A 14571-nucleotide genomic window follows, 5' to 3' on the forward strand; every position below is an offset into this window, starting at 1 on the left:
TTTTATATTAAACAAACTCTATTTCTAGCGGCAACTTGCGCAAACGTTTCTTCGTCAAAGCAAAGATCGCGTTCCCTAAAGCCGGGGCAAACGGCGGCAAACCAGGTTCGCCTACCCCTTTGATTTTAGCCCCCTCCGTGATGATTTCAACGATCACTTCTGGGGATTCGCTCATGCGCGTCACCGGCGTGGTATCGAAATTCTTTTGCTCCACTACCCCGTTTTTCAAGGTAATGGCTGGATGAATTGCCGCACTTAGGGCCATTAAAACGGCACCTTCCACTTGTGCTTTCACGTTATCTGGGTTTACGACTGTTCCTAAATCAATCACCACATACACCTTATCTACCGATACTGCTCCGTTTTTGGCTAAACTCACTTCCACCGCTTGAGCGGAAAGTCCTGCAAAAAAGTCCCATTGAGCCACACCGCGAGCTTTACCAGCCGGAAGCGGTTTGTCCCAATTCGTGATTTCGCGTAATTTTTTCAACACGCGCTTGGTATCGGTATTGGTCGATTGTAAATCGATGCGGAAGTCTAGTGGATCTTTTTCAGCCTTATGTGCTAGCTCATCGATGAAACATTCATGTGCAAAAGCTAACGTTGAACTCGTTACAGAACGCCAAGCCGCCATAGGGACGTGGTAATCCGCAAACACGAAGCTATTCTTCATGTTCGGGATGTCGTATTCCTGGGCACTAATGCCCTCGGTCATCATACTATCCAGCTTCGTTTTGTCCCAATTAGGCATCGCGCTGTCCATAAAACCGGGGCTGATAACCTTGTGTTGGAAAGAAACTACTTGATTCTTTTCAGACAGACCGCCGATCATTTTTGAGAAAGTCATCGGACGGAAAGGTCCCTGCGTCGTCGTGTCTTCGCGCGACCAAACCACCTTAACAGGGCTATCCACTTGCTTCGCCACATTAATCGCCTCCACGATATAATCGAAGTACAGTCTTCTACCAAAGCCTCCGCCTATAAATCCTGCGTGCAGTGTAATATCTTCTGGATTAATGCCTACTAGAGCAGGCATACTTCCCATCATTCCCGGGCCTGTCACTGAAACAGGCACCTGAGTCGAAGTCCAAATCTCCACTTTCTTTCCGTTCACGTGCACCGTGCAGTTCATCGGTTCCAACGGGTGGTGCGCCACCATAGGCGTCTCATAAAAGGATTCGACCACCTGGGCTACCGGAAGATCAACCGAGCCTTTTTGCTTATCTAAAATGCCTTCTTCTTTCGATAGAGAGCGTAATTTATGCTCGTAATCGCTGGAATTGAATGTCTCAAAACCTTTCGTATCCCAGTCTATTTTCAAAGCTTTTCTCCCTTGAATCGCAGCCCAATAGGTCTTCGCAATAACAGCAACTCCAGTGGAGCTATATTTCCCAATCACGCGTTCAGCCGAAACTACTTTCACCACACCAGGGACTTTCATCGCCGCAGTGGCGTCGAACGTTTTCAGCGTTCCACCTATCACAGGGCATCTTTCCACACTGGAATAGAGCATGCCTGGGACATCGGCGTCGATTCCGAATTCTGCTTTCCCAGTCACTTTTAAAGGGATATCTGGGCGCTTGACAGATTTGCCGAGCATTTTGAAATCTTTCGGATCCTTTAATTTAGGCTCTTTAGGGATCTCTAAAAGAGACGCGGCCTCCGCTAGTTCCTCGTATTTTAACGTGCGATTGGTCGCAGCGTGTAAGACTTTCCCTTCTTTTGCTGTGCAAGATTCTGGGCTAACTCCCCAGGTCTGGCTTGCCGCTTTTACAAGCATTTCTTTAGCGGATGCACCTATCTTGCGGTAGGTCAAATAGCCTTCGCGTACGGTCGAACTTCCGCCGGCCCATTGGCCTGCCCCGAATTCTTTCTCTCCGCTGGTATTTTTGATCGTGATTTGGTCCAAAGACACTTCCAACTCTTCCGCAATCATCGAGGCAACCGCCTGATAAGAACCCTGTCCCATTTCGGGGTTAGGGTTGAAGATCGTGATGCCGGCGGCGTCAATTTTAATGAAGGGTGTTAGGGATTTTGCCGTAGAAATGACCGCTGTGCTTTCTCCTTTAACGTAGGACAATCCTAACCAAAATGTTAGTCCCGTTGCCCCTGCTTTTTTGATGAAACTTCTTCTAGATTCGAGTGACATAAGGCTTAGGATTTAGTGGATTTAGACGTGTTTTTGGCAGCATTTTTGGCAGCGGTTTGAATAGCTGACTTAATGCGAGAATACGTACCGCAACGGCAAATATTTCCGGACATATAATTCTCAATATCGGATTCTGATGGCTTTGGATTTGATTTCAACAAAGCGGTGGCTGACATGATTTGGCCCGACTGGCAATAGCCACATTGCGGCACTTGATGCTCTATCCAAGCCGCTTGGATGATCTTTTCTAAACGCGTTGAGGCGCCTTCAATCGTCGTGATTTTCTGTTTCGCAGTGATGCTACCTACCGGGGTTTGGCAAGAACGAATCGCTTGTCCATCTAACTGTACCGTGCAAGCACCACACAGGCCCTGACCACAGCCAAATTTCGTACCTTTCAATCCCACGATATCGCGGATGGCCCACAATAAGGGCATTTCTGGATCCACCTCGATGCGGTGAACTTGCTGATTAATCGACAGTTCGATTGTTTTCATAGATATAGAGAATTCGTCTGCTACTAAATTAGCTCCAAATTCTCTAAAATCGATACACTTTATTCGCCTTTCTTCAACTTATCGTATTCCCGTTGTTCTAAAGATCCGACTTCAATTACATACGCTTTCAGGTATTGAATGGCTAGACCTATACCCCAGCCTAACATAGGCCAGATAGGCCATGGTATGCGATTAATATCTTTATCTTGTGAGGTTAAAAACCAAATAACCCACAGAAAAGGGATGACGATAGAATAAGAACCAAGGCTCCTTTTGAATTTGGCACGGCTTCTCGCAATCGCCCACAATTGTTGGTCTGTACTTTCCATAATATTTCGTGTTTCAGTTTCCAAATCCGGAGCATACAACAAGGTCAAATTCGTCCTCAAGACCTCGCCGATCGCATTCATCGAATACAAACTAGGTTTGCCCTCGTTGCGTTCCATGCGTTGAACGGTACGCAAAGCGACGCCACTCTTTTCCGATAATTCGATTTGAGTGAGTCCTTTCGTGGTACGGATTTCCTTTAATTGTTCTCCAAAATTCATAGGGCAAATTTGAGATTAAAATCTGGTGCAAAAAACGTCATGCATATGACTTGTAAACGTCATCTTTTAAAATTTTCGATGGCTCTATGTGAGCCATCGCAACTCGGCTTTCGTTTCGTTAGGCCACAAATGCAGTCTGTTATTCCAATTCCTTTCAGGATGTATTTCTCGTTTTTTTCGATGCGCGAGGTGCGCGTTTCGGATTGTTTTCCATCCGTGAAAAATCGAAGATAGGCGCGCTGGCGGCCCGGGGTAAGTTTATCGAAGGCCGTTTTTAAGGCAGGTTTTTTATCAAAAATTGCCGTTAATTCTTCCGGATGAGGGATTTCGGTGGACTTCTCCATTTTCAAACCCATTTTCTCTACCTCGATGGCTTCTAGGATGTAGGCTTTGATGAGCTCTTCTTTGGCCAAAATCTGTTCCACTGAATTGAACTTCATCCAGCGACCTAATTGCGTATGTTCGCCGGGTTTAATCAACATGTTTTCCTCATCCTGCAATAACGCACCGTTGAAAAAATTCAAAGCACAATGGTCTTTCAGACTAGAGATCGCAATGATATTTTTCGTGCCCACCATGTAGACGGGTGTCCGCCACTTATAGGTTTCTACCATCAAACAATCGAGTAAAATGCGGCGCAAAAAGGCCATTTCCGCTGACCACTTGTCGGCACTTTGTATGAATTCGTCTACATTCGGATCTTTCATGTGATTAGAAATGGCTACAGTTTTGCTTTCCTATACAAAGAAAGAAAAATCCTATGAAATCTCGTGTGCTTATTGCCTTGCTTTTTGCTTCTAGTTCTTTACTAGCCCAAACGCAACCTGTCATTGTCGCTATGAAAAAACCGACCCTACGCATAGGGAAATTGTCCTTTAAAGATTTAAACCAAAATAATAAACTGGATAAATACGAAGACTGGCGCTTGCCGGCTTCAGAGCGGGCAAAAGACTTAGTATCCCAAATGACCGTCGAAGAAAAACTCGGTTTCATGCTCATCAGTACGACGCGTATGGGCGGAGATCAAGTGTTTGCGAATGGCGTGCAGGGAGGTGGTCCTAAAACGCCGATCACGGAAGGATTTAACGAAGAGGATTTAGTCCAAACGACAAATATGTTCACCCGCAAGCCTTTAGGCGCTCCCAATATGTCTGCGGCGGGTACCACAAAAGGCGTGACGCAATACCACCTGCGCCATTTCATTTTGCGCGCGAATGCGTCGCCAGAGATTATGGCCAAATGGTCGAATAACTTACAAGCCCTTTGCGAATCAACGCGTCTAGGTATTCCAGCAATCGTCGCTTCAAATCCTCGGAATCACGTGACGACGGATGCGTCTGTTGGTTTAAGTGTGGGCGTTACGGCATTCTCTAAATGGCCAGGCGAACTAGGTCTAGCAGCGATGCGCGACTTTGATTTGACGCGTAAGTTTGCGGAAACTGCTTCAGCCGAATGGCGCTCTGTGGGTCTTCGCAAAGGCTATATGTATATGGCGGATTTAGCGACTGAACCGCGTTGGGGTCGGGTGGAAGGAACATTTGGGGAAGATGCAGATCTAGCGTCGAAGATGATTACTGAGATCGTCTTAGGTTTCCAAGGAAATAAACTTTCCAACACCTCTGTCGCGATGACCACGAAACACTTCCCAGGCGGTGGCCCGCAAGTGGACGGACAAGATTCTCACTTTGATTGGGGTAAGTTTGCCCATTATCCTGGGGGAATGTTCGATTACCACATGAAGCCATTTAAGGCGGCTATTGCGGCCGGGACTTCCGCTATTATGCCCTATTATTCTGCTCCTAAAGGAAAGGGATTTGAGGAGGTGGGTTTCTCTTATAATAAGGCCATGATCGGTGATTTATTGCAAGACAAATTAGGCTTCCACGGGATCATCAACTCGGACACAGGCCCAATCGAAATGATGCCTTGGGGCGTAGAAAACATGTCGATTCCGGAGCGTTATAAAAAGGCGTTGAACGCTGGAGTAGATATCTTCTCTGGTGCGGCGGATCCTACGACTTTGATCGAAGTGGTGAAGAGTGGCTTAGTTTCAGAGGAGCGCATTAACCAATCGGTGTCGAAATTATTACAAGAGAAATTCGACTTAGGTCTTTTTGAGAATCCGTATGTGAATGTGGAGGACGCGGTGAAGACGGTGGGGAATAAGGAGGCGGTGGCAGCAGCCGATTTAGCTTTGCGCAAATCGATTGTCTTATTACGCAACGACGACAAGCGTTTGCCTTTAGCGAAGAAGACCAAAGTGTACTTTGAGACGTATTTCCAATCAGGTCGTAATCCTGGTGAAGCGATCAAGGTTTCGAAACCCACTTATCCTGGTTTAGAATTCGTGTCCACGAAAGAAGAGGCGGATGTGGTTTTATTGTGGTTAGTTCCTACTTCAGGAGGATTATTCAGCTCGCAGGGTTCGAAAATCGACTTGAATCTATCCAAGAATCGCATCGACGTGAATCACGTGAATGAGGTATTGAATGCCAAACCGACGATCATAGCCATCAATTACACAAACCCTTGGGTGATTGAAGAGATTGATAAGGGAAAGGCAACCTCTATCATCGCGACTTTCGGGACAACGCAAGAAGCGCTACTTGATATTGTGACGGGAGCTTATAAGCCGACTGGTAAAATGCCATTTACGACTCCTGTGAATCAGGCGGCAGTAGAGGCGAATAAATCAGACGTTCCGGGGTATATGGAAGGTCCTGGATATGGCTTGTTTGCGTTTGGGCATGGATTGAGTTATTAGAAGAAGGGGGCAGAAATGCCCCTTTTTTTATATCTTTGGTTCAGAACATTGCTAGCTATGAACCCCCATTTCTCCGCTTTCAAACGGATCATTACGAATCCGGTATTATTCAAGTTTTTTATTTTACAAAAGCTATCAGCGGCCTTTTGGGCAGGTTTATCCATTGCCCATTTCGATGAAGAATCGTGTGGCGTGCGCGTAAAATATTCCTGGTTTAGTCAAAATCCCTTTCGATCGATCTATTTTGCTGTGGAATCGATGGCGGCGGAAATGAGTTGTGGGATGTTGGCTTTTGGACAAGTCTACAAGCGACAGCCAGCGGTGAGCATGTTAGTGGAAAAGGTAGAGGCCGTATTTGTGAAGAAGGCGACGGGGGTCATTATTTTTACCTGCGAAGATGGCGCCGCTTTCGAACAAGCCGTCAAGGATGCACTCGAAAATAAAGAGGGCTCGAAGCTCCTCTCTACTTCCGTTGGGAAAAATGAAGCCGGCCAGGTGGTGGCCGAATTTCATTTTACTTGGACCTTTAAGGCAAAGAACTTATAAGTTGTATTTCAATCCAACGGTTCCGATTACCTGGCCGTCTGTGATCGTGTAATTGCCAAAGGCTTTGGCCTGAAAATGGGAATTAATGTCATACGAAATCGTCTCAGCAACTCCGGTTAAATCCCCCACAGTTAAGTAATATCCCTGCGTTAAAAAACCCCAGTTCTTGTGGCGGTAATTCGTATTTCCTGAGATTAACGTCACTTTAAAGTCTGAATTACGCGCATTTCCATTTAATATGAAGGACCCAAGGGTCAATTTTTCGTTGATAGGATAAGACATCGTCAACTCGCGTCCGAAGAAACTCGTCACTTTATATTCCTCCGTCATTTGGAAGGCGGGAATGTGGATACCCACAATGGCTTTAAATTTTTTATCAATAAATCGATAACGTGTAAATAAGGCCACCGTAGTAGGCGTCATGCTCTGCATGCGCATCATGTACATCAAGGACCCTGTCAAACGTTTCTTCGGATTGGTTCCTGCATTGATGATGATATTGGGCTCTCTCGAGGTAAAGGCTGGGATGAAAGAAAAGCCTCCTGTGCTCACTTCGATGCTTCCTGTTTGGGCATTCAGGGTGCTGGTCGCGAAGATAATAAAGCAAAGTGTTATTAATTGTTTCATTTTGATACATTAAGATTTTTAACGGGGCAAAGGTACGCTTTTTCTTTCTGAAAACATCCTATGGGTTTTTCAGTTAGTATTTTATGTCCAAAAAACCCATCAACATCGTCTGGTTCAAACGTGATCTCCGCTTTACGGATCACGAGCCGTTGTACCGGGCTTTGGCATCCGATCTACCGGTGTTATTGGTTTATTTCTTCGAACCATCCCTCATCGCTTTTACAGACAGTGATGTCCGCCATTGGCGATTTGTCCATGAATCTTTAACAGAGATGCAGGGCCGTTTAGAAGACAGAAACGGCGTTCTTTACCTCTTTCATTCCGAAGTACTGCCGGTGTTTCAGGCGCTATCGGAGCAATATGACATTCGCCAGATTTTCTCCCATCAGGAGATTGGAAATGATTTGAGTTTTCAACGGGACAAAGCGGTGACGGCTTTTTGCTCGAGTACTGGAATTATTTGGAACGAGACGCCCACGGGTGGTATAATTCGCCGCTTGAAATCGCGGAAAACGTGGCAACAACGCTGGGAAGAAACCATGCGGCACGAACCCTATTTAGTTCGGGAGGACAATTGGAATTTACTGCGTTTATCGCCTGAATTTTATGATGCTTTTAAAGGTCCAGAACTGCCACTTGCGTTTAAAACACGGAATCCTGTCTTCCAAGAAGGTGGGGAATACTGGGGTTGGAAATACCTGAAAAGTTTCATCGAATCACGGCATAAAGACTATAGTTTTTCTATCAGTAAACCAGAGGCGAGTAGACGCGGTTGCAGCCGTATTTCTCCTTATTTAGCCTACGGAAATATCAGCATGCGGATGGCCCACACGTTCACGATGCAGCATTATAAGACCGCTGCAAACAAACGGGCACTTTCTAATTTTACTTCTCGCCTGCACTGGCAAGGGCATTTTATGCAGAAGTTTGAGGATGAATCGCGGATGGAATTTGAGCCGGTAAACAAAGCCTACCAAGGCCTAGAGAAAGACCGTGATGAGCACTTAATTAAAGCGTGGCAAGAGGGGAAAACAGGCGTTCCACTTGTCGATGCCTGCATGCGCTGTGTGGTGGCAACGGGCTATTTGAATTTTCGGATGCGCGCCATGGTGGTATCGTTTTTTGTGTTTAATCTCTGGCAAGATTGGCGTGATTTAGCGCATTTTCTAGCGCGGCAATTTCTCGACTATGAACCAGGCATTCATTACCCGCAAATCCAAATGCAAGCGGGTGTGACAGGTATTAATACGATCCGCATTTATAACCCGATTAAGAATTCTTATGCCCATGATCCAGACGGAATTTTCATCAAAAAATGGGTGCCAGAATTAGCGTCCATTCCGTCTACCTTAGTTCATGAGCCTTGGAAATTAAGTGAGATGGAACAAACTTTGTACGGGGTCAAAATCGGGGTAGATTATCCCGTTCCGGTGGTGGATTTGAGTGCGACGAGGAAGTCAGCGTCGGACCAAGTTTGGGCGATGCGGAAAACGAAAAAGGCCCGGCAAGAGGGGGCACGAATCCTCCAAAAACACGTTAATAAATGAGCGCATTTCTAATTTTCCCGCATCAATTGTTTGAAGAGACACTCGCTCAAGAAGCGGCTATTTTCTATGTCGTAGAATCTGAATTATTCTTCAAACAATACGCCTTCCACAAACAGAAAATACTGTTCCACCGGGCGAGTATGCGCGCCTTTGCGGACCGGCTTCGCGCTGCTAGAAAAACGGTGGAATACATCGAAGCGCATGATCCGCGCGCTTCGGAAGTCGCGCTGGTTTCATCGATATCTGGGCCCATTGCGCTATTTGATCCCAATGATTATCTACTCGAGCGCAGACTTCGCCGTGTTGGGGAAATTCAATTTTTAGCGAGCCCAAATTTCCTCAACACAGACACCTCACTGCTGGGTACGCGTAAGCCTTATTTCCAAACTGCTTTCTACACACAGCAACGAAAAGACCGCGGACTTCTACTCGAAGAAGACGGAAAACCGATGGGCGGCCAATGGACTTTCGATGCGGACAACCGAAAGAAAATACCGAAAAATACCTTCATCCCGGCACCGTTTCCGGAAACCGCTCCGAATGAGTATATACTGGAGGCGATAGACTATGTTACTGCAAATTTCTCGGATAATCCAGGTTCTTTAGAGCGACCCTTTTCGGGAGCCTACTACCCCGTGACACATGACGAGGCTCAGGCTGCTTTAGATCAATTTATTCGGGAACGGATTCCGCTTTTTGGGGATTACGAAGACGCCATTAAGGCGCAAGAAAAGACCTTGTTTCACAGTATATTGAGTCCGTTGATTAATGTAGGATTATTGAATCCGGCACAGGTGATTGAACGAGTTGCAGCCTCCGCTGCACCCTTAAATAGCGTGGAGGGATTCATTCGCCAGGTCGTAGGTTGGCGGGAATTTGTGCAGTTATTGTATCGAAAAATTGGGGTTCAACAGCGTACGACGAATTATTGGGGATTTACCAAAGAGATGCCCGCGGCCTTTTACACGGGAACAACGGGTGTGGAACCGATCGACCAAACGATTCGCAAACTGTTAAAAACGGGCTATAATCACCACATCGAACGCCTGATGGTACTGGGGAATTTTATGTTATTGTGCGAAATCAAACCGGATGCGGTTTATCGGTGGTTCATGGAACTGTACATCGACGCCTATGATTGGGTAATGGTCCCTAATATCTATGGTATGTCTCAATTCAGTGATGGAGGATTAATGACCACGAAACCCTATATCTGTGGCTCTAATTACATCCTGAAAATGAGTGATTATCCGAAGGGCGAATGGCAAGAGATTTGGGATGGGTTGTTTTGGCGATTCCTAGATAAACAACGCGAAACGTTCCGCAAAAATCCGCGCTGGGCGATGCTGATCAGTACTTGGGATAAGATGACTTTGGAAAAAAGAGAAGCCCACCTTGCGCGCGCAGAAACTTTTTTAGCTCAGTTGTCGGCTTAGTTTATTCCAAAACGAGAAAAAACTGTTGAACTCCCCTTGCAGGCCTGGAGCTAGAGAGGGATGCACTTCGCGAATACCCTGAAAATGGGCATTGATAGGATGATCACGGAAAATGCCTTTCACGTTTAAATCCGCATATTCCCCATAATAGACTTGAATTCCAGGTATATTTTCGGCGAGCGAAAGGATAAACTCGATCGTTTTCGGCGCCATCGGATGCTTCGCAAAATGGCTCGGCTCTAAGACCAAAATCCGGTTGCCCTCTTTCCCTTCGTGGAAGGTAGGATCTAGCGTATAATGGGTATAAACATACGTGGGAATGTCGGACTGAATCACCAGTGGCTGCGTTGTAGGCGGGGTGAACGGAAGTGCAGCTTCGACCGATCTACACAGATGATCGGGAGCCGGTTGCGAAGGCAAATCCTCGTAATCAAAATCAAGGAAAGTGCCTCTCTGTTGACTGCCGGTATAGCGATTGATATTCTCTTGATTCGCGTAATACAACTTGCTACTGAACGTCCCGGCGCACCACTGCCAACTCAGCGCATTACTTGCTAAATCACCATCGAGCAAATGATAATAGAGCCATTGGGCAGGTTCTAACCAGTGGTATTTGGCCACGTTACAAATCGTTCCAGCAAGGTACATGCGCAAGTGATTGTGAAGATATCCAGTTTCTGGGAAGTTCTTTAATGCCCCATCTAAAGCTTTAATTCTTGTGGTAGATTCTAGTACTGCTTTCGGGATGCCAAAGCGCTCAATGCCCTCCTGCGGATGGCGGATATCTTCAAAAATAGCATCGCCTTTTTGAAACCAGGTACGGGTATAAAACTCGCGCCACGCTAATTCTTGGATAAATTTTTCAGCCTGTTCTAACCCAATTCCACGATTCTTTAATCGTTTGACGACTTGGGGAACCGTGATAAAACCGCGGGATAAATAGGGGGATAAATAAGAGACTCCGCCAGTAATGAAGTTCCGGCTTCGTGCATACTTTTCTGGATCAAATTGATCGATTTGCGCTAATACCTCTTCGCGTTTTGTCGAAAACTTCATTAGCGCTTGCTGATTTTATTCATACTGATGCTACGTTGCAACGTGCATTTAAAACGCGGATCTACCGCAACACGCTTTTGTAGGTGTTTCGTACCGCGGCCCGTCATTCGTTTTCGCCACATGCGGAAACTCGACTCCTTACTATTCAGTCGCATGAATTCGATGACCTCTTTTTCCTTTAGGCCAAACTGAAATTCGATCGCCTCAAAAGGCGTGCGATCTTCCCAGGCCATTTGGATAATGCGGTCAATATCTTCGTCCGAAAACTTATTTGCTACGTCTGCACTTTTCACCACAATAGATGATTTGGTCCCAATTCTTCTCCCACTTCTTACGCCAGGCGAAAGGGCGATTACAGACGGGACAGGTTTTGGAGGGTAAATGTTGTTTTTTAACGCCTTGCATAAAAAAAGGGCTTGCCTATGAATGACAAACCCTTTTCACTGCAAATTGTTTAGACTAGAACAATTTCTCTTGCGGAGGTGTAGCACCCGCTAAACGGATGTAGACCGTCGCTTGACCACGGTGGTGCGTTTGATGTTCAAACGCTTTATCCATTGCTTGACCTTTTGTCAATTCAAATCGACCAAATAATTTAACCGATTCTGCTAATTTTGCATCCGGTACATTTTTGATGGCATTAATGGCAAAATCATACGCTGCTAACACTTTGTCCGTCACACTTACTTTCGCTACGTCATTTGATTTTTCCAAATCCTTTACCGTAGGCGCTACATCCGTGGCTGTTCCCACAATCATGTAAATCGCGTCGCTTAAGTGAAGCATTTGACCCGCAAATGAACGCATTTCTTTCGTAGGTTTTAACGCATAACCCGTTTCTGGCATCGCCTCTAAATACTCTTTCGTGTAAGCACGCGCGCGCTCCCATTCTTTAATCAAATTCGCTTTAGGTGTTTGAGCTGTTAAGCTGGTGGCCATCGCTAAAATGGCAAAAAAGGTGATTAATTTTTTCATGTTCATTATCATTTATAAGGGTTGTTAATTCGTTTATTGACTGTTTTTCATCTTTATGGGTTATTTCCTCCGAGCAAAAAGGTAATTAAATGAGCTACTTAGCGAGAAATTAACACAGGAATTAGGTTTTTTAAGTACATATAACATTCCAAAGTTGAAAAGACCACTTTTCCTTTTTCAACAGTTGCCAAGTGCTCAGGGATTTTTGCATGAGCAGAACCTTCAAATATATCTATAAAATCAAACCGAGCATAATACTTATTCAAGTTTTTAAATCCTGCAAAATACCTTCGCTCCACCTCAAATGTAGGAAGGAAATGTCCCCCATTTTCTACCCTTATTGAAACTCGATTATTCGCTAACTCGAGGGAATCCAAACAAAGAAATATCAGAAAAAGGTCATACCCTTTGGCTTTAAATTTATCAGGCCAGTATATGGGTTCACTATCAAAATTTGTTTCATAAGCGAAATCTTTCCTACTTTTCCATGCTTCTTCAATCTCAACGTTTAAATCCGATGACGCTAAATTATGTGCCATTTGTTCCTTAATATCAATATCCATTAAGGCCCTATAATGGCTTAAGAAATGAGAATCATAATCAAAAGGAATCGTATTTGGCGAGGGAACTAAGTACTTTGAAAACGATGATTTACCAGAGCCATTGCATCCCGCAATCACCAGCAATCGCGGTTTATGCATTATTGAATTGAGGTGCTACTTTAGGTGATTTATTCGTATTACCTGATTTAACATGAGACTCATAGACCTTAATTTGTTGTCTAACCGCAGGCATCGCTTTCTCCAATTGCTTTTGAAAAAAAACAACTCGTTTTTCAGTATTAGAAAAGTTTTCCATAATTGGAGAATTATTGAAATACAAAATTACAATTTAATTTCTGTATTAAAATCCAATATGCTTATAATTAACATATTACACCTCTATCTCTCCTTTTAAATATAAGACAGCTTCGCCAGCTATCTCCACGCGATCGCCCATTAAGTTACAGGTTAAGTCACCTGTTCTTTGTGATAATTGACGAGCCGTTAATTCCGTCTTACCTAAAATCGAAGCCCAATAAGGTGTCAAAGTCGTGTGCGCTGAACCCGTCACCGGATCTTCATTCACGCCACAAGCTGGCCCAAAAAAGCGCGACACAAAATCCGTCGTTTCACCGGGAGCCGTTACGATAATCCCGCGAACAGGGTGCGCTTTTAAGGCTACGAAATCTGGTTGCAAAGCCAAGATTTCCGCTTCCGAATCGTAGACAAATAAATAATCCGTTTTGCCTTTAAAAACGGCGCGAGGCGCCTGTGATAATCCAATGGCAAACGCTGGTTTTAAGGGTAATTCCGATAGTGTATCCACCGGAAAATTCAAGGCTAAAATGGAGCCATTTTTTGTCACGGATAAAGGACCACTTCGCTGAGAAATGAAGTTGATTTGGTCTCCAGCAAAACCCAATTCGTTAAATAATACATACGCACTCGCTAAGGTCGCATGTCCGCATAAATCCACTTCAACCGTGGGCGTAAACCAACGGATTTCGAAGTTTTCGCCGGCGGCTACAACGAAGGCCGTTTCTGCTAAATTATTCTCCGCTGCGATGTTTTGCATCACGGCAGCTGGAAGCCAATTGTCTAAGGGACAAACGGCAGCTGGATTGCCTTTAAAGCGTTCGTTCGTAAAGGCATCGACTTGGTAAATAGGGATTTTCATTATCCTAAAATTACGGCATTTTCTTTAAATCCTTTAAACGTCAAATAAATCCCCAAGGAAAATTCCCACAGCGCAATCGGGACCGCTGATAAGCCGGCGATAGGTGCGCGCTGATCATACACGCCATACAAAACGGCTACATCGCCAGCTACCAAAGTAAAGGCTCCGATGATTCCGATGATGGGTAAAATGCGAGGGACTAAACGTGTTTGGTACAAGAGTGATCCGAGCAGAAGAGCATTGACGGCGGGGATGAAGCTTTGGCTAATCAAAAACAATCGATCATACAACATCACTAATCCACGAGAAACCACCTGTGCTTCTGTTCCCAGAGAGCGCAAATTCAACACCGTTAACAAGCTCGCCACACCCGCAAAAATCAGGGTCGCTTCTAAAATCCGCGCCGCCACAAAACCCAAGGCAAGCATTTCATTTTGCTTCTTCAAAACTGGATAAAATGCCAGCGCAGTACCTATGCAGGCCAAAGCCATCACCAGTTCTAACATCCCTCCGAGCACCACATCAGTTGATGGCGCTGAGCTGATACCAAAATTCGGCTGGTGAATTTCGTGGTAAAGCAATAAAGTGGGGATGGAAATAAAGGTGAGCAGGTAAAGAATACCGGCGGTCAGGGATGTTTTGCGCGATGTTGTCATGGAAGCAAGTACGACAATTTAAACATCTTTAGACCCGTCTATTATATAAAC

The 14571-nt window shown here is 45.1% G+C and carries 17 protein-coding genes; 4 read left to right on the forward strand and 13 right to left on the reverse strand.

Annotated elements, in window-relative coordinates:
* Positions 1–7: 7 nt before the first annotated feature.
* The 4 genes from G9X63_RS04725 to G9X63_RS04740 are packed head-to-tail and all read right to left on the reverse strand — an operon-like array spanning position 8 to position 3901.
* The gene (locus G9X63_RS04725; protein ID WP_252624648.1) at positions 8–2149 is read right to left on the reverse strand and encodes a xanthine dehydrogenase family protein molybdopterin-binding subunit; all 2142 of its coding nucleotides are present in this window, start codon (positions 2147–2149) and stop codon (positions 8–10) included.
* Between the two features lie 5 nt (positions 2150–2154).
* Entirely contained in the window at positions 2155–2646 is a 492-nt protein-coding gene (locus tag G9X63_RS04730) for a (2Fe-2S)-binding protein (RefSeq protein ID WP_252624649.1), read from the reverse strand.
* 59 nt (positions 2647–2705) lie between these two features.
* A complete protein-coding gene (locus G9X63_RS04735) occupies positions 2706–3194 on the reverse strand; it encodes a helix-turn-helix domain-containing protein (RefSeq protein WP_252624651.1) in 489 nt (162 codons plus the stop codon).
* A 59-nt stretch (positions 3195–3253) separates the two neighbouring features.
* Positions 3254–3901, reverse strand: a complete 648-nt coding sequence (locus G9X63_RS04740; protein ID WP_252624653.1) for a DUF1801 domain-containing protein — start codon at positions 3899–3901, stop codon at positions 3254–3256.
* Between the two features lie 53 nt (positions 3902–3954).
* On the opposite strand from G9X63_RS04740, the gene G9X63_RS04745 reads away from it, so the two are divergent.
* Positions 3955–5958, forward strand: coding sequence for a glycoside hydrolase family 3 protein (locus G9X63_RS04745; RefSeq protein WP_252624655.1), 2004 nt, complete (start codon positions 3955–3957; stop codon positions 5956–5958).
* A 57-nt stretch (positions 5959–6015) separates the two neighbouring features.
* Positions 6016–6504, forward strand: a complete 489-nt coding sequence (locus G9X63_RS04750; RefSeq protein ID WP_252624657.1) for a DUF4442 domain-containing protein — start codon at positions 6016–6018, stop codon at positions 6502–6504.
* Here G9X63_RS04750 and G9X63_RS04755 read toward each other — a convergent pair.
* Positions 6499–7131, reverse strand: a complete 633-nt coding sequence (locus G9X63_RS04755) for a hypothetical protein (RefSeq protein WP_130895697.1) — start codon at positions 7129–7131, stop codon at positions 6499–6501. The genes G9X63_RS04750 and G9X63_RS04755 overlap by 6 nt on opposite strands.
* Before the next feature lie 83 nt (positions 7132–7214).
* Here G9X63_RS04755 and G9X63_RS04760 point away from each other — a divergent pair, with 83 nt between their 5' ends.
* Together G9X63_RS04760 and G9X63_RS04765 are read left to right on the forward strand one after the other, a co-directional pair.
* On the forward strand, positions 7215–8678 hold the full coding sequence (locus G9X63_RS04760; protein ID WP_252624658.1) for a cryptochrome/deoxyribodipyrimidine photo-lyase family protein: 1464 nt from the start codon (positions 7215–7217) through the stop codon (positions 8676–8678).
* Complete coding sequence (locus tag G9X63_RS04765; protein ID WP_252624659.1) at positions 8675–10114, forward strand: cryptochrome/photolyase family protein; 1440 nt, start codon at positions 8675–8677, stop codon at positions 10112–10114. Before G9X63_RS04760 ends, G9X63_RS04765 begins: the two co-directional genes overlap by 4 nt.
* Here G9X63_RS04765 and G9X63_RS04770 read toward each other — a convergent pair.
* The 8 genes from G9X63_RS04770 to G9X63_RS04805 all read right to left on the reverse strand — a co-directional run bounded on the left by G9X63_RS04770 (position 10094) and on the right by G9X63_RS04805 (position 14520).
* Entirely contained in the window at positions 10094–11170 is a 1077-nt protein-coding gene (locus tag G9X63_RS04770; protein WP_252624660.1) for an FAD-binding domain-containing protein, read from the reverse strand. The genes G9X63_RS04765 and G9X63_RS04770 overlap by 21 nt on opposite strands.
* Positions 11170–11463, reverse strand: coding sequence for a TIGR03643 family protein (locus G9X63_RS04775; protein ID WP_269001234.1), 294 nt, complete (start codon positions 11461–11463; stop codon positions 11170–11172). Before G9X63_RS04775 ends, G9X63_RS04770 begins: the two co-directional genes overlap by 1 nt.
* Entirely contained in the window at positions 11438–11575 is a 138-nt protein-coding gene (locus G9X63_RS04780; protein ID WP_252624661.1) for a DUF2256 domain-containing protein, read from the reverse strand. Before G9X63_RS04780 ends, G9X63_RS04775 begins: the two co-directional genes overlap by 26 nt.
* Positions 11576–11629: 54 nt before the next feature.
* Complete coding sequence (locus tag G9X63_RS04785; RefSeq protein ID WP_236633844.1) at positions 11630–12145, reverse strand: DinB family protein; 516 nt, start codon at positions 12143–12145, stop codon at positions 11630–11632.
* A 98-nt stretch (positions 12146–12243) separates the two neighbouring features.
* Positions 12244–12846 carry an ATPase gene (locus tag G9X63_RS04790; RefSeq protein ID WP_252624662.1) on the reverse strand — a complete coding sequence of 201 codons (603 nt, stop codon included), beginning with the start codon at positions 12844–12846 and terminating at the stop codon, positions 12244–12246.
* Positions 12839–13003, reverse strand: a complete 165-nt coding sequence (locus tag G9X63_RS04795; protein ID WP_161566397.1) for a hypothetical protein — start codon at positions 13001–13003, stop codon at positions 12839–12841. Before G9X63_RS04795 ends, G9X63_RS04790 begins: the two co-directional genes overlap by 8 nt.
* Positions 13004–13078: 75 nt before the next feature.
* On the reverse strand, positions 13079–13864 hold the full coding sequence (locus G9X63_RS04800) for a PhzF family phenazine biosynthesis protein (protein WP_252624664.1): 786 nt from the start codon (positions 13862–13864) through the stop codon (positions 13079–13081).
* Positions 13864–14520, reverse strand: a complete 657-nt coding sequence (locus G9X63_RS04805; RefSeq protein ID WP_252624666.1) for a DUF4386 domain-containing protein — start codon at positions 14518–14520, stop codon at positions 13864–13866. The genes G9X63_RS04800 and G9X63_RS04805 overlap by 1 nt, the downstream gene beginning before the upstream one ends.
* Positions 14521–14571 lie beyond the last annotated feature (51 nt).

It is taken from the genome of Aquirufa antheringensis (genome assembly GCF_023921165.1).
GTDB lineage: Bacteria > Bacteroidota > Bacteroidia > Cytophagales > Spirosomataceae > Aquirufa > Aquirufa antheringensis.

Excerpts from the sequence above, each read along its gene's own strand:
- G9X63_RS04725 (WP_252624648.1), bottom strand. The coding sequence starts at position 2,149 with ATGTCACTCGAATCTAGAAGAAGTTTCATCAAAAAAGCAGGGGCAACG.
- G9X63_RS04730 (WP_252624649.1), bottom strand. The coding sequence starts at position 2,646 with ATGAAAACAATCGAACTGTCGATTAATCAGCAAGTTCACCGCATCGAG.
- G9X63_RS04735 (WP_252624651.1), bottom strand. The coding sequence starts at position 3,194 with ATGAATTTTGGAGAACAATTAAAGGAAATCCGTACCACGAAAGGACTC.
- G9X63_RS04740 (WP_252624653.1), bottom strand. The coding sequence starts at position 3,901 with ATGAAAGATCCGAATGTAGACGAATTCATACAAAGTGCCGACAAGTGG.
- G9X63_RS04745 (WP_252624655.1), top strand. The coding sequence starts at position 3,955 with ATGAAATCTCGTGTGCTTATTGCCTTGCTTTTTGCTTCTAGTTCTTTA.
- G9X63_RS04750 (WP_252624657.1), top strand. The coding sequence starts at position 6,016 with ATGAACCCCCATTTCTCCGCTTTCAAACGGATCATTACGAATCCGGTA.
- G9X63_RS04755 (WP_130895697.1), bottom strand. The coding sequence starts at position 7,131 with ATGAAACAATTAATAACACTTTGCTTTATTATCTTCGCGACCAGCACC.
- G9X63_RS04760 (WP_252624658.1), top strand. The coding sequence starts at position 7,215 with ATGTCCAAAAAACCCATCAACATCGTCTGGTTCAAACGTGATCTCCGC.
- G9X63_RS04765 (WP_252624659.1), top strand. The coding sequence starts at position 8,675 with ATGAGCGCATTTCTAATTTTCCCGCATCAATTGTTTGAAGAGACACTC.
- G9X63_RS04770 (WP_252624660.1), bottom strand. The coding sequence starts at position 11,170 with ATGAAGTTTTCGACAAAACGCGAAGAGGTATTAGCGCAAATCGATCAA.
- G9X63_RS04780 (WP_252624661.1), bottom strand. The coding sequence starts at position 11,575 with ATGCAAGGCGTTAAAAAACAACATTTACCCTCCAAAACCTGTCCCGTC.
- G9X63_RS04785 (WP_236633844.1), bottom strand. The coding sequence starts at position 12,145 with ATGAAAAAATTAATCACCTTTTTTGCCATTTTAGCGATGGCCACCAGC.
- G9X63_RS04790 (WP_252624662.1), bottom strand. The coding sequence starts at position 12,846 with ATGCATAAACCGCGATTGCTGGTGATTGCGGGATGCAATGGCTCTGGT.
- G9X63_RS04795 (WP_161566397.1), bottom strand. The coding sequence starts at position 13,003 with ATGGAAAACTTTTCTAATACTGAAAAACGAGTTGTTTTTTTTCAAAAG.
- G9X63_RS04800 (WP_252624664.1), bottom strand. The coding sequence starts at position 13,864 with ATGAAAATCCCTATTTACCAAGTCGATGCCTTTACGAACGAACGCTTT.
- G9X63_RS04805 (WP_252624666.1), bottom strand. The coding sequence starts at position 14,520 with ATGACAACATCGCGCAAAACATCCCTGACCGCCGGTATTCTTTACCTG.